At 71.9% G+C, this 21358-nt stretch carries 17 protein-coding genes; 7 read left to right on the top strand and 10 right to left on the bottom strand.

All coding sequences use genetic code 11. The annotated features are described in order from the left end of the window. Positions 1-37: 37 nt before the first annotated feature. The 7 genes from murD to rsmH are packed head-to-tail and all read right to left on the bottom strand — an operon-like array spanning position 38 to position 9232. On the bottom strand, positions 38-1492 hold the full coding sequence (gene murD, locus ACZ5PB_RS15540) for a UDP-N-acetylmuramoyl-L-alanine--D-glutamate ligase (protein WP_468691363.1): 1455 nt from the start codon (positions 1490-1492) through the stop codon (positions 38-40). Continuing rightward, entirely contained in the window at positions 1474-2544 is a 1071-nt protein-coding gene (gene mraY, locus ACZ5PB_RS15535) for a phospho-N-acetylmuramoyl-pentapeptide-transferase (protein ID WP_468691361.1), read from the bottom strand. The genes murD and mraY overlap by 19 nt, the downstream gene beginning before the upstream one ends. Continuing rightward, positions 2541-3947: a UDP-N-acetylmuramoyl-tripeptide--D-alanyl-D-alanine ligase gene (locus ACZ5PB_RS15530; RefSeq protein WP_468691359.1), complete on the bottom strand. Its 1407-nt coding sequence runs from the start codon at positions 3945-3947 to the stop codon at positions 2541-2543. The genes mraY and ACZ5PB_RS15530 overlap by 4 nt, the downstream gene beginning before the upstream one ends. A gap of 4 nt (positions 3948-3951) precedes the next feature. Beyond that, positions 3952-5616, bottom strand: a complete 1665-nt coding sequence (locus ACZ5PB_RS15525) for a UDP-N-acetylmuramoyl-L-alanyl-D-glutamate--2,6-diaminopimelate ligase (RefSeq protein WP_468691358.1) — start codon at positions 5614-5616, stop codon at positions 3952-3954. Positions 5617-5650: 34 nt separating this feature from the next. Beyond that, on the bottom strand, positions 5651-7618 hold the full coding sequence (locus ACZ5PB_RS15520; RefSeq protein ID WP_468691565.1) for a peptidoglycan D,D-transpeptidase FtsI family protein: 1968 nt from the start codon (positions 7616-7618) through the stop codon (positions 5651-5653). Positions 7619-7637: 19 nt separating this feature from the next. Then, positions 7638-8276 (bottom strand): cell division protein FtsL, encoded by a 639-nt coding sequence (gene ftsL / locus ACZ5PB_RS15515; RefSeq protein ID WP_468691357.1) that lies wholly within the window; start codon positions 8274-8276, stop codon positions 7638-7640. Beyond that, the gene (gene rsmH / locus ACZ5PB_RS15510) at positions 8273-9232 is read right to left on the bottom strand and encodes a 16S rRNA (cytosine(1402)-N(4))-methyltransferase RsmH (protein ID WP_468691355.1); all 960 of its coding nucleotides are present in this window, start codon (positions 9230-9232) and stop codon (positions 8273-8275) included. The genes ftsL and rsmH overlap by 4 nt, the downstream gene beginning before the upstream one ends. A gap of 374 nt (positions 9233-9606) precedes the next feature. Between rsmH and ACZ5PB_RS15505 the strand changes: the two genes are divergently transcribed. The 4 genes from ACZ5PB_RS15505 (at position 9607) to ACZ5PB_RS15490 (ending at position 15201) form a co-directional block, all read left to right on the top strand. Further along, positions 9607-10158, top strand: a complete 552-nt coding sequence (locus ACZ5PB_RS15505; protein WP_468691353.1) for a beta-class carbonic anhydrase — start codon at positions 9607-9609, stop codon at positions 10156-10158. Positions 10159-10373: 215 nt separating this feature from the next. Beyond that, positions 10374-11387 carry an AAA family ATPase gene (locus ACZ5PB_RS15500; RefSeq protein WP_468691351.1) on the top strand — a complete coding sequence of 338 codons (1014 nt, stop codon included), beginning with the start codon at positions 10374-10376 and terminating at the stop codon, positions 11385-11387. Further along, positions 11387-12787, top strand: coding sequence for a DUF58 domain-containing protein (locus tag ACZ5PB_RS15495; RefSeq protein ID WP_468691349.1), 1401 nt, complete (start codon positions 11387-11389; stop codon positions 12785-12787). Before ACZ5PB_RS15500 ends, ACZ5PB_RS15495 begins: the two co-directional genes overlap by 1 nt. Then, positions 12784-15201: a transglutaminase TgpA family protein gene (locus ACZ5PB_RS15490; protein WP_468691346.1), complete on the top strand. Its 2418-nt coding sequence runs from the start codon at positions 12784-12786 to the stop codon at positions 15199-15201. Before ACZ5PB_RS15495 ends, ACZ5PB_RS15490 begins: the two co-directional genes overlap by 4 nt. A 263-nt stretch (positions 15202-15464) precedes the next feature. Here ACZ5PB_RS15490 and ACZ5PB_RS15485 read toward each other — a convergent pair whose 3' ends face one another. The 3 genes from ACZ5PB_RS15485 to ACZ5PB_RS15475 form a co-directional block, all read right to left on the bottom strand. Then, positions 15465-15857, bottom strand: coding sequence for a DUF3040 domain-containing protein (locus ACZ5PB_RS15485; RefSeq protein WP_468691344.1), 393 nt, complete (start codon positions 15855-15857; stop codon positions 15465-15467). A gap of 321 nt (positions 15858-16178) precedes the next feature. After that, positions 16179-16952 (bottom strand): methyltransferase, encoded by a 774-nt coding sequence (locus ACZ5PB_RS15480; RefSeq protein WP_468691343.1) that lies wholly within the window; start codon positions 16950-16952, stop codon positions 16179-16181. A gap of 84 nt (positions 16953-17036) precedes the next feature. After that, on the bottom strand, positions 17037-17537 hold the full coding sequence (locus ACZ5PB_RS15475; RefSeq protein WP_468691342.1) for an SAV_6107 family HEPN domain-containing protein: 501 nt from the start codon (positions 17535-17537) through the stop codon (positions 17037-17039). Positions 17538-17689: 152 nt separating this feature from the next. Between ACZ5PB_RS15475 and ACZ5PB_RS15470 the strand changes: the two genes are divergently transcribed. From ACZ5PB_RS15470 to ACZ5PB_RS15460, 3 genes are read left to right on the top strand one after another with little or no spacing between them, the layout of a single operon-like run. After that, positions 17690-18523, top strand: coding sequence for an ATP-binding cassette domain-containing protein (locus ACZ5PB_RS15470; protein WP_468691340.1), 834 nt, complete (start codon positions 17690-17692; stop codon positions 18521-18523). Continuing rightward, on the top strand, positions 18495-20642 hold the full coding sequence (locus ACZ5PB_RS15465; protein ID WP_468691339.1) for a YhgE/Pip family protein: 2148 nt from the start codon (positions 18495-18497) through the stop codon (positions 20640-20642). Before ACZ5PB_RS15470 ends, ACZ5PB_RS15465 begins: the two co-directional genes overlap by 29 nt. Positions 20643-20653: 11 nt before the next feature. Next, positions 20654-21268: a TetR/AcrR family transcriptional regulator gene (locus tag ACZ5PB_RS15460; protein ID WP_468691338.1), complete on the top strand. Its 615-nt coding sequence runs from the start codon at positions 20654-20656 to the stop codon at positions 21266-21268. Positions 21269-21358 lie beyond the last annotated feature (90 nt).

The raw sequence follows: 21358 nt of genomic DNA, 5'->3' as shown, positions 1-21358 counted from the left end.
ATGAGCGGACCGGGGCCGGGCGGCCGGGGGTGGGAGCCTACCGGCCGCGCGCCGGCCCGTCCGCGGCCGGTCCGTCCTGGATCAGTTCGCGTACGGCGTCGGCGAATGCCTCGCCGCGCCTGTTGTAGTTGGCGAACATGTCCATCGAGGCGCACGCCGGGGCCATCAGCACCGTGTCCCCCGGCCGCGCGAGTGCAGTCGCCTCACGGACCGCCGCCGACATCGCCCCAGTGTCGGTCCGGTCGAGGTCGACCACCGGCACCTCGGGCGCGTGTCGCGCGAGGGCTTCGGCGATCAGCGCGCGGTCCGCGCCGATCAGCACGACGCCGCGCAGCCGCTTGGCCGACTTCCGTACGAGGTCGTCGAAGGCGGCGCCCTTGGCGAGGCCGCCGGCGATCCAGACGATGGACTCGTAGGCCGCCAGCGAGGCTTCGGTGGCGTGGGTGTTGGTGGCCTTGGAGTCGTCGACGTACGTGATGCCCGCGACGTCCGCGACGTGCTCGATGCGGTGCGCGTCGGGGCGGAAGGCGCGCAGGCCCTCCCGTACGGCCGCGGGCTTGACGCCGTACGCACGGGCCAGGGCCGCCGCCGCGAGGGCGTTGGCGAGGTTGTGCGGGGCGGCGGGGGTGACGTCGGAGACCTCGGCGAGCTCCTGGGCGTTCTTCTGCCGGTTCGTCACGAAGGCGCGGTCGACCAGGATGCCGTCGACGATGCCGAGCTGGGAGGGCCCGGGGGTGCCGAGGGTGAAGCCGATGGCGCGGCAGCCCTCCTCGACGTCGGCCTCGCGGACCAGGTTCTCGGTGGCCTCGTCCGCGACGTTGTAGACGCAGGCGACCTGGTTGCCCTCGTAGATGCGGCCCTTGTCGGCGGCGTAGGCGTCCATGGAGCCGTGCCAGTCGAGGTGGTCCGGCGCCAGGTTGAGGACGGCGGCGGAGTGGGCGCGCAGCGAGGGGGCCCAGTGCAGCTGGTAGCTGGAGAGCTCGACGGCCAGGACGTCGTACGCGTCGCCCTGGAGGACCACGTCGATGATCGGCGTACCGATGTTACCGACGGCGGCGGTGCGCAGTCCGGCGGCGGTGAGGATCGACGCGAGCATCTGGGTGGTGGTGGTCTTGCCGTTGGTGCCGGTGATCGCCAGCCAGGGGGCGGCGCCGGGGCCGCGCAGCTGCCAGGCGATCTCGACGTCGCCGACCACGTCCACGCCCGCCTTCGCGGCGTGCGCGAAGAGCGGGCTGTCCGGCTTCCAGCCCGGGGAGGTGACGACCAGGTCGGTGTCCGCCGGGAGGGTGTGCGCGTCCGCGAGACGTACGGCGATGCCTTCGCTCTGGAGCTCCGCTGCGCGGGCCCGGTGCGTGGCGCTGTCGCCGCCGTCGACGACGGTGATGCGGGCGCCGAGGCCGGCCAGGGCGCGGGCGGCGCTGATGCCGCTCACGCCGAGGCCGGCGACGGTGACGTGCTTGTTCTGCCAGGTGGTCACTTGCCGGCTGCCCATCCTGCGTAGAAGAGACCGAGACCGACGATCACGCACATGCCCTGGATGATCCAGAAGCGGACCACGACAAGGACTTCGGACCACCCCTTGAGTTCGAAGTGGTGCTGGAGCGGTGCCATCCGGAAGACCCGCTTGCGGGTCAGCTTGAAGGAGCCGACCTGGATGACCACCGACATGGTGATGAGGACGAAGAGTCCGCCGAGGATGGCCATCAGGAGCTGGGTGCGGGAGCAGATCGCCAGACCGGCGAGCGCGCCGCCCAGTGCCAGGGAACCGGTGTCGCCCATGAAGATCTTGGCGGGCGAGGTGTTCCACCACAGGAACCCGAAGCAGGAGCCCATCAGCGCCGAGGCGACGACCGCGAGGTCGAGCGGGTCGCGGACCTCGAAGCAGGCGTTGGGGTTGGTCAGGGCCGTCGCGTTGGCGCAGGACTCCTGGAACTGCCACAGGCCGATGAAGGTGTACGCGCCGAAGACCATCACGGAGGCGCCGGTGGCGAGTCCGTCGAGGCCGTCGGTGAGGTTCACGCCGTTCGACATGGCGAGGATCATGAACAGCGCCCACACCACGAACAGCACGGGTGTGATCGACCAGCCGAAGTCGGTGACGAAGGAGAGCCGGTCGGAGGCCGGGGTCTGGCCGCGGCTGTCGGCGAAGTTGAGCGAGAGCACCGCGAAGGCGATGCCGACGATCAGCTGGCCGAGCATCTTCGCCTTGGCGCGCAGGCCCAGCGAACGCTGCTTGACGATCTTGATGTAGTCGTCGAGGAACCCGACCAGGCCCATGCCCGCCATCAGGAACAGCACCAGCACGCCGGAGAGGGTGGGCTGGCTGGAGGTGAGGACCTTCGTCAGGGCGTACGCGATGAGCGTGGCCAGGATGAAGGCGATGCCGCCCATGGTCGGCGTACCGCGCTTGCCGTGGTGGCCGCGGGGGCCGTCGTCACGGATGAACTGGCCGTAGCCCTTGCGGGCCAGCAGCTTGATCAGCAGCGGGGTGCCGACGAGCGTCAGGAAGAGGCCGATGGCCCCTGCGAAGAGGATCTGGCTCATGCGCCTTGGACCTCACCCTCGGTGGCGGGATCGAGCAGTGCCTGGGCGAGCTTCTCCAAGCCGACCGACCTGGATGCCTTCACCAGCACGACGTCTCCCGGACGCAGTTCCCCGCGCAACAGGTCGATCGCCGCCTGCGTGTCGGACACGTGCACCGACTCCTCACCCCACGAACCCTCGTTATAGGCGCCCAGTTGCAGCCAGGACGCTTCCCTGCCCCCGACTGCGACCAGCTTGCTGACGTTGAGTCGGACGGCGAGCCGTCCGATCGCGTCGTGTTCGACGAGCGAGGTGTCCCCCAGCTCGGCCATGTGACCGAGCACCGCCCAGGTCCGCCGCCCCTTGCCCATGGACGCGAGCGCGCGCAGGGCGGCTCGCATGGATTCGGGGTTCGCGTTGTAGGCGTCGTTGACAACCGTCACGCCGTCGGGACGCTCGGTGACCTCCATGCGCCAGCGGGAGAGGGTGCCCGCCTCGGAGAGCGCCACGGCGATCTCGTCGACGGACATGCCCAGCTCATGGGCGACGGCGGCCGCGGCGAGCGCGTTCGACACGTGGTGCTCACCGTACAGCCGCATGGTCACGTCACTGCACCCGGAGGGTGTGTGGAGCGTGAAGGTGGGCTGCCCCTGCTCGGTGAGCCGGACGTTCTCGGCACGTACGTCCGCGGTGTCCGACTCGCCGAAGTACAGCACCCGCGCCTTGGTGCGCGACGCCATCGCCCGTACGTAGCCGTCGTCGGCGTTGAGTACGGCGACGCCGTCGGCCGGGAGCGACTCCACGAGCTCGCCCTTGGCCTCGGCGATCTTCTCGCGGCTGCCGAACTCGCCGACGTGCGCGGTCCCGACGTTGAGGACGAGGCCGATGCGCGGCGGGACGAGCCCGGTGAGGTAGCGGATGTCGCCGACGTAGCGGGCGCCCATTTCGAGGACCAGGTGCCGGGTGTCCTCGGCGGCGCGCAGCGCGGTCAGCGGCAGGCCGATCTCGTTGTTGAGGTTGCCCGCCGGGTAGACGGTGGGGGCCTTGCGCTCCAGGAGCTGGGCGATCAGGTCCTTGGTGGAGGTCTTGCCCGCGGATCCGGTGAGGGCGACGACGTCGGCGCCCAGGCGGGCGACGACGCTGCGGGCGAGGGCGCCGAGCGCCTCGGTCACGTCGGGGACGACGATCGCGGGCACGCCGACGGGGCGGGTGGCCAGCACGGCCGCCGCGCCCGCGTCGATCGCGCGCTGTGCGTAGTCGTGTCCGTCGACGTGCTCGCCGGCGTACGCGGCGAAGAGCGCACCGGGCCGCACCTGACGGGAGTCGATGACGACCGGGCCCGTGACCTCAAGACCGGTGTCCGGTATGTCGTGCGTCTGTCCGCTGACGAGGTCGGCGATCTCGGCGAGGGAGAGGGCGATCACTGCTTCATCCCATCTCGTGCCGGCGGCGCTCGATGGCGTCGCGCAGCACCTTGCGGTCGTCGAAGGGGCGTACCACTCCGGCGATGTCCTGGCCCTGTTCGTGGCCCTTGCCGGCCACGAGGACGGTGTCGCCGCTCTTCGCGCGGGCGACTGCCTCGGCGATGGCGGCGGCCCGGTCCTCGAAGACGGCGACATCGCCGCGCTCGTGCGCGGGCACCTCGGCGGCGCCCGCGAGCATGGTGGCGAGAATGGCGAGGGGGTCCTCGGAACGGGGGTTGTCCGAGGTCAGTACGGCGGTGTCGGCGAGCCTCGCTGCTGCCGCGCCCATCGGGGCCCGCTTCTGCTGGTCGCGGTCGCCGCCGCAGCCCAGCACGATGTGCAGCTGTCCCTCGGTGACCTTGCGCAGGGCGCGCAGGACCGATTCGACGGCGTCCGTCTTGTGGGCGTAGTCGACGACGGCGAGGTAGTCCTGGCCCGCGTCGACTCGCTCCAGGCGGCCCGGGACGCCGGGGACGGCGGCGATGCCGTCGGCGGCGGTCTGCGGGTCGTACCCGGCGGCGGCCAGGGTGACGATCGCGGCGAGGGTGTTGGCGACGTTGAAGGTGCCGGGCAGCGGGGCGGTCGCACTGACGTGCTCGCCCTTGGGTCCCAGCACGGTGAAGGTGCTGGACTGCGGTCCGATCTCCACCTTGTCGGCGCGCCAGTCGGCGTCGGGGTGGCCCTCGGCGGAGAACGTGATGACGGGTACGCCGGCCTCGGTGACCAGGCGGCGGCCGTACTCGTCGTCGAGGTTGAGGACGCCGAGGCGGGACCGCTCCGGGGTGAAGAGCTGTGCCTTCGCCCGGAAGTAGTCCTCCATGTCGGAGTGGAACTCCATGTGCTCGGGGCTCAGGTTGTTGAAGACCGCGACGTCGAAGACGCAGGCGTCGACCCGGCCGAGCACCAGGGCGTGGCTGGAGACCTCCATGGCGACCGACTTGACGCCGCGTTCGCGCATGACGGCGAAGAGGGCCTGGAGGTCGGTGGCCTCGGGGGTGGTCCGCTCGGACTTGATGCGCTCGTCGCCGATCCGCATCTCGACCGTACCGATGAGACCGGGGAGGTCTCCGGCCTGCTTCAGGCCGCCCTCGACGAGGTACGCGGTGGTGGTCTTGCCGGAGGTTCCGGTGATGCCGATCTGGAGCAGGTCGCGGCCGGGGTTTCCGTAGATGTCGGCGGCGAGCTGGCCCATCCGGGAGCGGGGGTTCTCGACGGCCAGCACCGGCAGCCCGGTCGCGGCGGCGCGCTCGGCCCCGGCCGGATCGGTGAGGACGGCGGCGGCGCCGAGTTCGGCGGCCTGCGAGGCGAAGTCGGCGCCGTGCAGGCGGGCGCCGGGCAGCGCGGCGTAGACGTCGCCCGGGCGGACCGCGCGGGAGTCGTGGGTGATTCCTGTGGTCTCTCCAGGTCCTGGGGACTCGATGCCCAGCCGTTCGGCCAGCTCCCCGAGGGTCGTCGGGCGGACCCGGTCCGGCCTGGGCGCTCCGGGGTAGTTCACCGGAGCGTCCTTCTGGGTGGTTTGGGACTGATCAGCGTGTGGCACGGCGGTGAGCGTACCCGGCGGGATGGGTTCCGGGCGAAAGCAGGGGGCCTGCGCAACCCGTTTTCGGAGGTCGTTGGTGAGGGTTGTCACTGAGGGTTTCCGCATGGGTACTCGGGATTCCGGTTCAGTCCCCCGGACCGAAGGTGACCGGGAGGCGCGGGGGCTTGCCGCCGGTCGGGGCGACCTGCCGGGTTTTCAGGGCGAACTCCATGACCTGCTTGTAGATCGGGCCGCAGATCTGGCCGCCGAAGTAGCTGCCCTTCGTGGGGTTCTGGATGGCGCAGTAGACGGTGATCCGGGGTGCGTCGGCGGGGGCGAATCCGGCGAAGGAGGCGGTGTAGCCCTTGTAGCGGCCGGTCTGCGGGTCCACCCGGTTGGAGGTGCCGGTCTTGCCGCCGACCCGGTAGCCGGGGATGCGCGCCTTGGTGCCGGTGCCCTCCTCGTCGTCGACGACGGACTCCAGCATCCGGGAGAGCGTCTGCGCGGTCCTGTCACTGACGACGCGGGTCTTCCTGGGCGCGGGCGCGGGGGTGAAGCGGCCGTCCGGGCCCTTCGTGCCGCGTACGAGGGTGGGCTCGATGCGCACTCCCCCGTTGGCGATCGTGGAGTACACGGAGGCCGCCTGCATCGCGTTGAGGGACAGGCCCTGGCCGAAGGGGATCGTGTACTGCTGCGAGGTGGACCACTTCTCCGGCGGCGCCAGGATGCCGGGCGTCTCGCCGGGGAAGCCGAGTCCGCTGCGGCGGCCGATGCCGAACTTGGTGAGGTAGGAGTGCAGCACCTTGTTGGCCTCCGGCTGCGTGTCGCCGAGTTCGCCGGTGGCCAGGATGGTGCCGATGTTGGAGGACTTGGCGAGGACCCCGTTGAGGGTGAGGTACCAGGTCGGGTGGTCGATGTCGTCCTTGAAGAGGCGGTCGCCGCGCTGGAGCCGGTTGGGCACCACGACGTGGGTGTCGGGAGTGGCCGCCTTCTCCTCCAGTACGGCCGCCATCGACATGATCTTGGCTGTGGAGCCGGGCTCGTAGGCGTCCTGGAGGGCGGCGTTGCCCATGGCTGCGGAGTTCGCCTGGGAGAGGTCGTTGGGGTCGAAGCCGGGGGCGTTGGCCATGGCCAGTACCTCGCCGGTGCGGGTGTCCTGCACTATGACGTACCCGCGGTCCGCCTTGGACTTCTTCACCTGCTGCTCGATGGCGTTCTGGGCCGCCCACTGGATGTCGCGGTCGATGGTGAGCTCGATGTCGGAGCCGGGCACGGCGGGGGTCTCGTTGGCGCCCGCGGTGGGCACCCGGCGGCCGTTGGCCTGGGCGAAGGTGATCTCGCCGTCCTTGCCCGCGAGCTCCTCGTCCAGCTTGACCTCCAGGCCGCCGGCGCCGCGTCCGGCGGCGTTGACGTAACCCAGTATTCCGGCGGCAAGGTCGCCGTTGGGGTACACGCGGGTGCTGCTGGGCTCCTGGAGGATGCCGCCGAGGAGGTTGGCGGCGGAGTCCGGCTTCTTCTTGTTCGCGGCGGCGGCCCGGTCCCCGTACACGCTCTTGAGGTCCTTGATCTGCTTCCAGATCTGCGGGGTCTGGCGGCGGGCGAGGACGACGTAGCGCGTCTTGGGGGTGGCCAGTTTCTTGGCGATCTCGGCCTGGGGCCTGCCGAGGATCGGGGCCAGCACCGCGGCGGCCTGCTGCGGGGCGTCGGCCAGCTTGGACTGCTCGGGGGTGTAGAGGAACGGGTCGGCGGTGATGTCGTGCGCGTCGACGCTGGCGGCGAGCGCGATGCCGCTGCGGTCGGTGATCTCGCCGCGCTCGGCGGTCAGGGTGTGCTTGGTCTGCCGCTGCGCCTCGGCCTTGTCGGTGTACGTGGCCGCGTCCACGGCCTGCACTTGGAACAGCCGTACGACGAAGGCGAACATCACCAGCGTCAGCCCGAGCCCGACGAGCCGCAGCCGGGGCTTGGGGCTGCCGAGCCGCAGTTGCTTGCCCTTCGCGCCCGCCTTCGGGGCACGGGCGGCGGGCCCGGCCGCGGGTTTGCGGCCGGCGGCAGGCTTGCGGGCGGACGGGCGGCCGGGGGCCGGGACCCGTCGGCGCGGTTCTTTCGGGGGCACAGCCTTCGGGGGCACTGCGTCACCTGCCGGGAGTCGTCGGGGGCTCAGACGTCGTGGACGGCTGCGCGGGCGGAGGCGTGGCGGGGGTGCGCGGAGCGTCCGCGCGGTCCGAGCGACGCGAGGTGCTCGCGGGGGCCGAGGGGCTCGCGGGGCTCGTGGGGGCGGCGGAGGCCGCGGCGGAAGCGGGGGCGGCCGGGGACGCCTGTGCAGACGGGGACGCCGGGGCGAGTGATCCCTGCGGGGCCGCGGGTGCCCGCTGCGGGCGTACGGGTTCGGGGGCCGGCTCCGGCGGCGGCGCCTCGCTGGGGGTGCCCCTGACCTTGCCGTCGGGGTCGAGGAAGGCAGGCGAGCCGCCGGGGACCATGCCGAGCTCGCGGGCCCGGCGCTCCAGGGCGCCGGGGGCCGAGCGGTCGTCGACGTCGCGCTGGAGCTGCTGCTCCTCGTCGGTGAGTTCGGTGGTCTGCTTCTTGAGGTCGTTCAGCTTGAACGAGCCCTCGTTGAGTGCCGAGTTCAGCATCAGCAGGCAGATCAGCCCGCCGCCGAGGAGCACCACGACCAGCAGCACGAAGGGGGTGCGGGCCGCCTGACCGGGGCCCGGCGGCAACAGCTGGGACAGCCGTGCCGCCCTCCCCCGCAACTGCTTGGCCGGCTTCGTCACTCGGCTTCGTCCTCCCGGATGCGCTGGGCGCCGCGCAGCCGGGCGGGTGCGGCCCGGCGGTTCTCGGCGACCTCTTCCTCGGTGGGCAGTTCGGCGCCCCGGGTGAGCAGCTTGAGCCGGGGCTGGTAGCGCTCGGGGACCACGGGCAGGCCGGGCGGTGCGGTGTTGGCCGCGCCCGCCGCGAAGACCTGCTTCACGATCCGGTCCTCCAGCGACTGGTACGACATGACGACGACCCGGCCGCCGACCGAGACGGCCTTCACCGCGGCCGGAATGGCGGCCTCCACGCTGTCGAGTTCGCCGTTGACCTCGATGCGGAGCGCCTGGAAGGTGCGCTTGGAGGGGTTGCCTCCGGTGCGCTTGGCGGCCTGCGGGAGGGAGTCGCGGATCAGCTCGACCAGGCGGGCACTGTTGCTGAAGGGCTCCTTGTCGCGCTCGCGCACGATCGCCGAGACGATCCGCTTGGCCTGCTTCTCCTCGCCGTACTGGCGCAGGATGCGGACCAGTTCACCGGGTGCGTACGTGTTGAGGACCTCGGCGGCGCTGACGCCGGTGGACTGGTCCATGCGCATGTCGAGCGGGGCGTCCTGGGCGTAGGCGAAGCCCCGGTCGGCCTCGTCGAGCTGCATGGAGGAGACGCCCAGGTCGAACAGGACGCCCTGGACGCGCGGGATGCCGAGGTTCGTCAGCACCTCGGGCAGCTCGTCGTAGACCGCGTGCACCAGGGTGGCCCGGTCGCCGAAGGGGGCGAGGCGCTCGCCGGAGAGCCTGAGGGCTTCCTTGTCGCGGTCCAGGCCGATGAGGCGTACGTCGGGGAACTGGGTGAGGAGGGCCTCGCTGTGACCGCCGAGCCCCAGGGTGCAGTCGACGACGACCGCCCCCGGCTCGGCGATGGCCGGGGCCAACATGTCCAGGCACCGCTGGAGCATCACCGGGACGTGTCGACTCTGGCTCATGCGCCCTCTCGAAGCAGGTGCGCGCGGGTCCTGACGACGTACGTACGGCCCGGTCCCCACCCGCTCGGGAAGGGGAGCCGACCGCAGGGGCCGACCGACGAGCGGGCGGAGGCCGGGCCGTACGTAACTGCCGCGCGCGGGGGGAACTACGGGATTCGCGTCACTTTAGTCCACCGGTCCTCCCGGTCAATCAACGGGCAGGGCACCGCGTGCCGTGCCCGCGACAGACCCTCCGACCGGTTTTTCACCCGTACGAGGGAAGCAGTGCACATCTGCCGCAACCCCTGTGGATTAGCTCACAACAAAGCTCGTTGACCTTCTTTGTCCCCTTCCACAGCAGGACCGCACGGGGGCTGACCAGTACCGTCATAGTCATGTCGACTTCCGCATCCCTTCCCGAAGGTCACGGGGGCCCCGGCGGCTCCGGCGACGCCACCGTCATCAACCGGCTCGTCGCGGCCAACCAGCGGTACGCGTCCGGGTTCGAGGACCCCGGAATGGACGCGCGGCCGGTGCTCCAGGTCGCCGTGGTCGCCTGCATGGACGCACGGCTCGACCTGCACGACGCGCTGGGCCTGGCGCTCGGCGACTGCCACACCATCCGCAACGCGGGCGGTGTGGTGACCGACGACGTGATCCGTTCGCTCACCATCAGCCAGCGGGCGCTCGGCACCCGCAGCGTCATACTCATCCACCACACCAACTGCGGTCTGGAGTCCCTCACCGAGGACTTCCGCCACGAGATCGAGGACGAGGTCGGCCAGCGCCCCTCCTGGGCCGTCGAGGCGTTCCGGGACGTCGACCAGGACGTCCGGCAGTCGATGCAGCGGGTGCGGACCTCCCCGTTCCTGCTGCACACCGAAAACGTCCGCGGTTTCGTCTTCGACGTGACGACGGGTCTGCTGCGGGAGATCGATCCCGCCTGACCGAGCCGGTCCCACCGCGAAGACCTGGCACAAAAATGCGCCAACTCCGGCATTTCGCATTCACTTGTCCGCAGGCGAGTGACACGAAGCGGTAACGGCAACAAGAATGCGTGTGTGACATCCCGCCGGGAACCCTCCGGCGGGGCTGTCCGTGTTGAGGGGTGGGCCGCTCGCGTCGTCGTGACGCCGGCCCGAAAGGGCCGAGGAGGGCCGGGGTGACGACCTATGACGATCGAGCGAGCCTGACGGATCTGACCACCACAGCGGAGCGGGTCCGCAGGTCGGTGGAGGCCGTGATCGAGGGCAAGCCGGAGGTCGTACGGCTTTCGCTGACCGTGCTCCTCGCCGAGGGGCACCTGCTCATCGAGGACGTGCCGGGCGTCGGCAAGACGATGCTGGCGAAGGCGCTGGCGAGATCCATCGACTGTTCGGTGCGGCGCATCCAGTTCACACCGGACCTGCTGCCCTCGGACATCACCGGTGTGTCGATCTACGACCAGCAGCGGCGCGACTTCGAGTTCAAGCCGGGGGCGATCTTCGCGCAGATCGTGATCGGCGACGAGATCAACCGCGCGTCGCCCAAGACGCAGTCCGCACTCCTGGAGTCCATGGAGGAGCGGCAGGTCACCATCGACGGGCAGACCTACCAGCTGCCCAACCCGTTCATGGTGGTGGCCACCCAGAACCCGGTCGAGATGGAGGGCACCTACCCGCTGCCCGAGGCGCAGCGCGACCGGTTCATGGCGCGCGTCTCCATCGGCTACCCCTCGCCCGAGGCGGAGCTGCAGATGCTGGACGTGCACGGCGGCGTCTCGCCGCTGGACGACCTCCAGCCGGTGGCGCACGCGCACGACATCGTGAAGCTGATCGACGCCGTCCGCAAGGTGCACGTCGCCGAAGCGGTCCGGCGGTACGCGGTGGAACTGGTGGGTGCCACCCGCAACCACCCCGACCTGCGGCTGGGTGCCTCGCCGCGCGCGACCCTGCACCTGCTGCGGGCCGCCAAGTCCTCCGCCGCGCTCAGCGGCCGGGACTACGCGCTGCCCGACGACGTACAGGCCCTGGCCGTGGCGGTGCTGTCGCACCGGCTGCTGCCGACCGCGCAGGCCCAGCTCAACCGGCGGACCGCCGAGCAGGTCGTCACGGAGATCATCCAGCGGGTTCCGGTGCCCACGGGCAACACCCCGGCTCCGCCCTACAACAGCGCGCCCGGCGTTCGGCCGCTGTGATGCCGGCCGGGAGGCCCTCGGCTGTTCCCGGGGACGACGGGGGCAAGGAGGGCGGGATGCGGGCCGCGCTGGCCGGACTGACCACGCGCGGCCGGTCGTTCCTGGCGGCCGGTCTCGCCGCGGCGGTCTGCGCGTACGTCCTGGGACAGGGCGATCTGCTGCGGGTGGGAGTCCTGCTCGCGGTGCTGCCGCTGATGTGCGTGGCCGTGCTGTACCGCACCCGCTACCGGGTCGCGGGCAGCCGCCGGCTCTCCCCCGCGCGGGTGCCCGCCGGGTCGGAGGCCCGGGTGCACCTGCGGATGGACAACGTCTCGCGGCTGCCCACCGGACTGCTGATGCTCCAGGACCGGGTGCCGTACGTACTGGGGCCCAGGCCCCGCTTCGTACTGGACAAGGTGGAGGCGGGCGGCCGGCGCGAGGTGTCGTACCGGGTGCGCTCGGACCTGCGCGGGCGGTATCCGCTGGGGCCGCTCCAGCTGCGGCTGACCGATCCGTTCGGGATGTGCGAGCTGAGCCGGTCGTTCAGCGCGTACGACACCCTGACGGTGATCCCCCGCGTGGAGGCGCTTCCTCCGGTACGGCTCACGGGTGAGGCCAACGGCTACGGCGACGGGCGGCTGCGGTCGCTCGCGCTGGCCGGCGAGGACGACATCATTCCGCGCGGCTACCGGCACGGCGACGACCTGCGCCGGGTGCACTGGCGCTCCACCGCCCGCTACGGCGAGCTGATGGTGCGCCGCGAGGAGCAGCCGCAGCGGGCCCGCTGCACGGTGCTGCTGGACACGCGGCGGGACGCCTACACGGGCGCCGGGCCCGACTCGGCCTTCGAATGGGCGGTGTCGGGTGCCGCTTCGGTGCTGGTGCACATGCTCGAACGGGGCTTTTCGGTAAGGCTGTTGACCGACACCGGGACCTCGGTGCCGGGCGACGGCGCGGGCGGATACACCGGCTCCACCCAGGAGTCGGCGGACTCGGCCGGGCTGATGATGGACACCCTGGCGGTCGTCGGGCACTCCGAGGGCGGCGGTCTCTCCCCCTCGTACGACGTCCTGCGGGGCGGCAACGAGGGCCTGCTGGTCGCGTTCTTCGGCGACCTCGACAGCACCCAGGGAGCGCTCGCGGCACAGATGCGCCAGCGCACCGGCGGGGCGGTCGCCTTCGTCACGGACAGCGCGGTGTGGACCTGCGAGCCGGACGCCGCGGTGGCGGTGCGCGAGCAGGCCGAGGAGCGGCTGCGGGGGCTGCGCGACGCGGGCTGGACGGTCGTCTGCGTACCGCCGGGCAGGCAGCTGCCCGACCTGTGGCGGCAGGCGGAGGCGCAGCGCAACGGCGGCGGGGGCAACAAGAGCATGAAGACGGGAACTTCGGGGATGTCGGGGATTTCGGGCGGCTGGTCATGAGCGGGCGCGGGCGGATGACGCTCTGCGCGCTGGCCGCCACCCTGATGGCGGCGGCGGCGCTGATTCCGCTGGTGATCCAGGCCGCCTGGTTCCTCCAGGCGGTCGTCCTGGTCGCCGTGCAGGCGGGGGTCGGGGCGCTGGCGCGCCGGGTGCCGCTGGCCAGGGCGCTGACGGTGGCGGTGCAGCTGGTCGTCTCCCTGGTGCTGCTGACGCTGATGTTCGCCGGGGGCCACGCGGTGCTCGGGGTGCTGCCGGGTCCCGACGCGGTCGAGGAGTTCGGGCGGCTGCTGAGCTCGGGGGCCGCGGACGTCAACCGGTACGCGATCCCCGCGCCCGCCTCCGACGGCATCCGGCTGATGCTGATCGGCGGAGTGCTGATGATCGGCATCGCGGTGGACGCCCTCGCGGTGACCTTCCGCAGCGCGGCTCCGGCCGGGCTGCCGCTGCTCGCCCTGTACTCGGTGGCCGCGGGCCTGTCCGGGGGCGGCGCGAGCTGGCTGTACTTCCTGCTGGCGGCCTCCGGCTATCTGCTGCTGCTCCTGGCCGAGGGCCGGGACCGGCTGTCGCAGTGGGGCCGGGTGTTCGGCGGCTCCGCACCGGGCAAGCCCCGGCAGACCGTGGCGGGCCTGGAGACCGGTGGCAGCGCGCCGCTGGCCCCGGTCCGTACCGGCCGCCGCATCGGTTTCCTCACCCTGGGCGTCGCCGTGCTGGTGCCCGCCGTGCTGCCCACCCTGAACGGCGGGCTGATCGGCGGCAGCGGCCCCGGGCGCGGCGGCGGCTCGGGCGGCACCATCTCCGCGGTGAACCCCCTGGTCTCGCTCCAGGACAACCTCAACCAGCCGGAGGACCGCGAGGTCCTCAGCTACCGCACGACGGCCCAGCAGACCCAGGACATGTACCTGCGGATCGTGGCCCTGGACCAGTTCGACGGCACGGCCTGGAAGTCGTCCGAGCGGAAGATCGAGGACATCCCCAATCCGCTGCCCGCACCGGCCGGACTGAGCGCCAAGGTCCCCGTCACCGAGGTCAACACCAACATCGCGGCCGCCGGTTCGTACGAGCAGAACTGGCTGCCGCTGCCCTTCCCCGCGACGAAGGTGAGCATCGCCGGGCGCTGGCGGTTCGAACCGGAGGGCCGCACCCTGGTCGGCGACCGGGGGCAGACCACCAAGGGCGTGCGCTACGAGGTGAGCAGCCTGGCCGTACAGCCGACCAGGGAGCAGCTGGCGGCGGCCCCGGCCGCGCGCGGTGATCTCCGCAAGGAGTACACCCGGGTGCCCGGCAACCTCCCGCCGGTGGTGAAGCAGACGGCCCTCCAGGTCACCAAGGACGCCTCGAACGACTACGAGCGGGCCGTCGCGCTGCAGGACTGGTTCGCCTCCGAGGGCGGTTTCACGTACGACACCCAGGTGCAGTCGGGGACCGGTTCGACGGCGATCGCCAATTTCCTGAAGCAGAAGGAGGGCTTCTGCGTCCACTTCTCCTTCTCGATGGCGGCGATGGCCCGCACGCTGGGCATTCCGGCGCGGGTGGCGGTGGGCTTCACCCCGGGCACGGCCCGGCCGGGCGGCCTCATGTCGGTCGGGGTGCGGGACGCGCACGCGTGGCCCGAGCTGTACTTCGAGGGGCTCGGCTGGACCCGCTTCGAGCCGACGCCGACCCGGGGCAGCGCGCCTGAGTACACCCGGCAGGAGGCCCCGTCGCAGGACCCGACCGACGCGGTGCAGCCGTCCACCGGTGCGTCGGCCGCGCCGTCCGCCGCCCCGAAGCCGTCGGACAGCTGCTCGGCCGCCGACCGCAGGCTCGGCGAGTGCGGCCGCGACGCCCAGGCGGGCCCGGTCGGTCCGACCGACCGGGGTACGCCGACGGGGACGATCGTGGCCATCGCTGCGGGCGTGCTCGCGCTCCTCGCCCTGCCACTGCTGCCGCTGCTGTGGCGGACCAGGGTGCGGGCGCGACGGCTGGCCTCGGACGGACGGACTCCGGCGGACGCTGCGGACCGGACCCTCGCCGCCTGGCGGGAGATCAACGACTCGGCCTGGGACCTGGGCATCACGCCCGACGAATCGCAGACGCCGCGCAGGACGGCGGCCCGGATCGTCCGGCTGGGGGCGCTGGACGGGCCCTCGGCGGAGGCGGTGCACCGGGCGGCCGGTGCGGTGGAGCAGGTGCTCTACGCGCCGGTGCCGCAGGCGAGCGGCGGTCTGGTGGACGATGTGCACCGGGTACGGGCCGGGCTGCGGGCGGCGGCGAAGGGCCGGGCCCGGGTGCGGGCCCTGCTGCTGCCCCGGTCGGCGGTACGGGTGGTGTGGGCGGTCTCCGGACGCATCTCGGCGACGACGGGACGCTGGAGCGAAAAGTGGAGCCGGGGCTCGGCCGCACTGCTCCGAAGGGTGGCGCGGCAGCGGGGCTGACCCCGCCGAGGCCCCCTTGGGCAGCGGGGCCGCTACGCCGCGAGCCCCCTTGGGCGGCGAAGCCGCCCCTACCCCCTAGCCCCCTTGGGCGGCGGGGCCGCCCCCCGGGGGCGGAACGGGCGGGCAAGGGGGCGGCCCCCGGCGGAGCCGCACCCCCCGCCCCAGCTCCACCCACGTACACAGCAATGCGTGAGGGGCGGCCACCCCGAAGGTGGCCGCCCCTCACGCATGCTTGTGTCCCGCTCGGGCCGTTCTTACGGCCCTCAGCCCTGCTCGTCCCGGCGGCGCTGCCACCGTTGCTCTATCCGGTTCATCACCGAGCGGCGCTGCCTGGGCTGTCGGCGCCCCGCGGGCGCCATGCCAGGAACGGGCTGCTCGCCCGGTTTGGGAGCCTTGCGCCATCCGGTGACCGCGAGGACGGCACAACCGAGCATGACAAGGAAACCGACCACGCTCACCCAGATTTCCTGGGCGACCATGCCGGCCATGAGGAGCGCGATACCCACCAGAAAGCCTGCGACCGCCTGGTAGACCCGTCGCCGGGTGTACGTACGCAGCCCGCTTCCCTCAAGCGCTGTCGCGAATTTGGGATCTTCGGCGTACAGCGCTCGCTCCATTTGCTCGAGCATTCGCTGCTCGTGCTCCGAGAGCGGCACGGAGTCCTCCTACTCGTCGGTCGCGGGGGGCGACCGGATGCGGCCCTTTCAGAATAGGCAGGGAATCGCCCCCGTGAAACCCGCCCTCTACGCCAATTCGCCAATCCGGGCCGCCGTGCCGGCTTGGCTGTTGAAGCGTGCATTCCCCAACGGCCGACCCGTCATGCCGACGGTGTGCTCCGATCATACGGGGCCCGGAGCCTGATCGGGGGGCCCACGGCGGACTCCGTACCCCTCACCTACCCGCTCTCGTCCCTGATCAGCCGCCGTGACGGGGCTTCGGGGCCGGTCCGCGGGCATTGCTCCGGACGTGCTGCGGGGCTAGCGGGCCGCGCCGGAGGACCGCTTCCCGCCCAGTACGTGCAGTTGGGTGGCCACTGCATGGAATGCCGGGAGCTCGGCCGCGGCGGCCTCCAGCTTGAGCAGGGCCTCCATGGCGCCGGGCTCGGTGTCGACCAGGACGCCGGGGACCAGGTCGGCGAAGACGCGGACGCCGTGTATGGCGCCGACCTCGACGCCCGCGCCGTCGGCCAGCTCGCTCAGCTGGTCGGCGGTGAAGCGGCGGGGCACCGGGTCGCCCTCGCCCCAGCGGCCCGCCGGGTCGGTGAGGGCCTGGCGGGCCTCGTTGAAGTGGCCGGCCAGGGCACGGGCCAGGACGGCGCCGCCGCTGCCCGCGGCGAGCAGGCTGAGAGTGCCCGACGGGCGCAGGGCCGCCACCACGTTGCGCAGGCCCTCGGCGGGGTCGTCGACGTACTCCAGGACGCCGTGGCAGAGCACGGCGTCGTACCCCTCGCGCTCGACCACGTCGAACAGGCCCAGCGCGTCTCCCTGGACTCCGCTGACACGGTCGGCGACCCCGGCCTCGGCGGCCCGGCGCTCCAGCGCGAACAGGGCGTTGGGGCTGGGGTCGACCACGGTGACGCGGTGGCCCAGCTTGGCGACGGGCACCGCGAAGTTCCCGGTGCCGCCCCCGGTGTCGAGGATGTCCAGGGTGTCGCGGCCGGTCTCCTTGGCGCGGTGGTCGAGGGCGTCCTTGAGGACCTCCCAGACCACGGCGGTACGGAGGGAGGCGCGGGGGCGCATCGGTTCCGACACGGCATTGACTCCTCGGTGAACGGTGCGGGCAGGGGCCCGCTGACAAGGCTCCGCCCAGCCTAATGGCCCCGGGCCCGCCCCAGGTCATCGCGCCTGCGCGGGCCCCGGCCCCGCATCCTCCGGCCGGGCCCTGGGCAGTACCGGCTGCAGGACGAGCATCCGCTCCACCAGGCGGAGGAACATGGCCGCGTCGCGCACCAGGTCGTCGGCGTCCCGGGCGGAGGCGGCGCCCCGTATCCCCGCCTCCGCACGGGCCCTGCGCTCGGCCCCCGAGGCGAACAGGGCGCTCCACTCGGCCAGTTCGGGCGCGGTCTCGGGCAGCACCTCCCAGGCGCTGCGTATCCGCTGCCTGCGGCGCGGGGTGGGTTCGGGGCGGCCCCGGGCCGCCAGGACGGCCGCGGCGGTGCGCAGGGCGACCAAGTGGGCAGTGGCGTAGCGCTCGTTGGCGGTCTCGGCGACGGCGGCCTCCTCCAGGCCCGCGCGGGCCTGGGCGAGCAGGTCGAGGGCGGCGGGCGGCGCCGAAGCGCGGCGCAGCACCGGGTGGACGTCGGAGGGGACATCTGTGTGGACACCAGCGCGACTCATGACGAACCTCCTGATCGTCGGGTAACGGCGCTGTGGCCGTATGTGCCCACTGTGAGGGACGCCACTGACAATCGGCCCTGAGCTGGGCTTTTGAGCGAGGGACCCAAGGGCATACTTTTGAACTGACTGGTCAGTTCAAAAGGGGAGGGTGCGTGGACAGCCCGCACACGGGGACAGCAACTGCCGAGGGTGCCGCGGTGCATGCCGTGAACTTCGGCCTCAAGGGGCCGCGCGGCTGGGCCTTCAGGGGCGTGGAACTCGCCGCCCCCGCCGGGTCGTTCGTCGCGATCGAAGGCCCGTCGGGCTCCGGCCGCACCTGTCTGCTGCTCGCCCTGACCGGACGTATGCGTGCCACCGAGGGGCATGCCGACGTGGGCGGGCTGCGGCTGCCGAAGAAGCTGGCGGGGGTACGCCGGTTCAGCGCGCTGGGCCCGGTGGCCGGGGTCAGCGAACTCGACCCGGCCTTCACCGTGGCCGAGCACCTGCGCGAACGCGTCCTGCTCCAGCGCCGGTTCGGCGGTGCGCTGCGCTCCCTGGTGCGGCGCCCTTCGGCGCGCCGGGCGGCGGCGCGGGCGCGGATCGACGCGGCGATGGCGGCGGTGGGTCTCGACCTGGCGTCGCTGCCCAAGGGCGAGCGGACTTCCGTACGGGACCTGGAGCGCCTGGAGGCGCTGCGGTTGTCGGTGGGGCTCGCGCTGATGGGTTCGCCCCGGCTGCTGGCCCTCGACGACGCGGACCTCAAGCTGTCCGACGCCGAGCGCGAGCTGGCCTGGGAGCTGCTGAGGTCGGTGGCGGCCGGCGGCACGACCGTCCTCGCGGTGTGCAGCGAGCCGCCCGAGGACGCGCTGCGGGTCTGCGTACGGGACGAGACCGTGCGGGACTCCGTACCCGAGCAGACACCCGGGCAGACGAAGACGCAGCAGACGAAGAAGAACACGACCGAGGAAGGTACGGCCGATGCGCTCGCCGAAACTGGCCGCTCTTGAGCTCAAGCGGTTCGGCAGGGGGAAGCTGCCGCGGGCCGCTCTGGTGGCGCTCCTGCTGCTGCCGCTGCTGTACGGCGCCCTGTACCTGTGGTCCTTCTGGGACCCGTACGGCCGGCTCGACAAGATTCCCGTGGCCCTCGTCAACGAGGACCAGGGGGCGACCGCCTCGGGCAAGAAGATCACCGCCGGTGACGAGATCACCGGGAAGCTGCTCGACAGCAAGGTCTTCGACTGGCAGGAGGTGAGCGCCAAGGACGCCAAGGACGGGGTCGAGAACGGCTCCTACTACCTGTCGCTGACCATGCCGTCGGACTTCAGCAAGCGGATCGCCTCCAGTTCCGGGGACTCCCCCGAGACCGGTGCCCTCCAGGTGGCCACCAACGACTCCAACAACTACATCGTGGGGCAGATCTCCCGGTCGGTGTTCTCCGAGGTGCGCACGGCGGCCTCCACGAACGCCTCGCGCGGCTTCCTCGACAAGATCTTCATCTCGTTCTCCGACATCCACGACGCGACCGAGAAGGCCGCCAAGGGTGCCAAGGACCTCGACGGCGGCATCGACAAGGCGAAGAAGGGCTCCAAGGACCTCGCCGACGGGCTGAAGGACGCCAAGAAGGGCAGCGGCAACCTGTCCGGCGGGATCAAGCGCCTCGACACCGGGGCGGCCGATCTGGCGGCCGGGTCGAAGCAGGTCGCCGACGGCACGAAGGTGCTGGCGCAGAAGGTCAACGGGGTGGCGGGCCAGGTCCGCCCGTACCTGAAGGACGACGGCAAGTCGATCGCGCGGGCCGCACAGCTGGTCGCGGACTCCTCGAAGGCGGCCCGCCACCACCTGGAGACCCTGGTCAAGGGTGCTCCGCTGGCCGCGACCGAGGCACGCAAGGGGGCCAACGACCTGGCCGCCGTGCACAAGGAGTTCTGCGAGGGCGCGGCCGGCGCCCCGGCGGGCGACGCGGCCGGGGACGGCTCCGCGGCCGGTGCGCCCGCCGACGGCCCCGTCAAGGACCGCGCCTGCCCCGTGCTGAAGCGGGGGGTGACCGCCGCGGCGAACGCGGCGAAGGTCGCCGAGGACGTCAACGCGATGGTCAAGGACAGCAAGGGCGAACTGGCCACCCTGGACACCCGTCTCGCCGACCTCCAGTCCAAGTCGCAGGCCCTCGTCAAGGAGGCCCCGCACCTGGACGACGACCTGAAGACGGCCGTGGCCAAGGTCAACGCGCTGAACACGGGCGCCCAGCAGGTCTCCCAGGGCGCCGCCAAGCTGCACACCGGCGTCAACTCCGCCCGTACCGGCGCCACCGACCTCGACAAGGGCGTCGGCAAGCTCAAGAACGGCGCCAACAACCTGGACGGTGGTCTGTTCAAGCTGGCCGACGGCAGCAACAAGCTGGCCGGCGGGCTGCACGACGGCGTCGGGAAGATCCCCGACTACGACAAGGACTCCCGCGACAAGCGCACCGAGGTGATGGCCGACCCGGTCAAGCTGGCCTCGCAGTCGATGCACAAGGCGCCCAACTACGGCACCGGTTTCGCCCCGTACTTCATCCCGCTGTCCCTGTGGGTGGGCGCGATGGTCGCGTACATGCTGATCCAGCCGCTCAACCGGCGGGCCCTGGCCGCCGGGGCCTCCGCCTGGCGGATCGCCTTCGCGGGCTGGCTGCCGGTCGCGGCGCTCGGCGTGCTCCAGGTCGCGGCACTGATGTCCGTACTGCACTGGGGTCTGGGCCTGGAGATGGAGCGCGCCGCCGGCACCCTCGGCTTCCTCGTCCTGGTGTCGGGCTGCTTCGCGGCCATCATCCAGTGGCTCAACGCGCGCTTCGGTGCGGCGGGCCGGATCCTGGTGCTCGCGGTGCTGATGCTCCAGCTGACGTCGGCGGGCGGTACGTATCCGGTGCAGACGTCGCCGACGTTCTTCAACGTGATCCACCCGTTCCTGCCCATGACGTACGTCGTCGAGGGCCTGCGTCGGCTGATCTCGGGCGGCGGTCTGGAACCGGTCTGGACGGGCAGCGTCGTGCTGGCCGCCTTCACGGCCGGAGCGCTCGCCCTCACCGCACTGTCCGCGCGGCGCAAGCAGGTCTGGACCCTGGACAGACTGCACCCCGAGCTCAGCCTGTGAGAATCAACGCCATGGACAGCAGCAGCACGCGTCGCCGCAACACCCGGCAGAAGCTCTACGAGGCGGCCGTGACCCTCATCGCCGAGCAGGGCTTCTCCTCCACCACCGTGGAGGAGATCGCCGAACGGGCCGGTGTCGCCAAGGGCACCGTGTACTACAACTTCAAGAGCAAGAGCGAGCTCTTCGAAGAGCTGCTGCGGTACGGCGTCGGGCTGCTCACCGCCTCCCTCCAGGAGGCGGCCGACGCCACCGGCGCGGCGGGCGGCACCAAGGTGGAGTCGCTCGACGCGATGATCAGGGCGGGGCTGGAGTTCATCCACCGCTACCCGGCCTTCACCCAGCTGTACGTCGCCGAGCTGTGGCGCACCAACCGGGCGTGGCAGTCGACGCTCCTGGTGGTGCGTCAGCAGGCGGTGGCCGTCGTCGAGACGGTCCTCACCGAGGGCGTCGCTGCGGGCGAGCTGAGCGAGGAGATCGACATCCCGCTGACCGCCGCCGCGCTGGTCGGCATGGTGCTGGTGGCCGCGCTGGACTGGCAGGCCTTCCAGAGCGAACGCTCGCTGGACGACGTCCACTCGGCACTGTCGCGGCTGCTGCACGGGCGGGTGGCCGGCCCGCTGGCCTGAGTCCGGGTGGGTGTGAGCACGCAGCTCTGAGTATCCGTACCTACTACGAGAGATGAGTAGGTACGCGGATGAGCTCCCACCTGCGCGGAC

The sequence above is a fragment of the Streptomyces sp. NPDC032721 genome, assembly GCF_055579625.1.
This window is presented reverse-complemented; position numbering and strand designations above follow the sequence as displayed.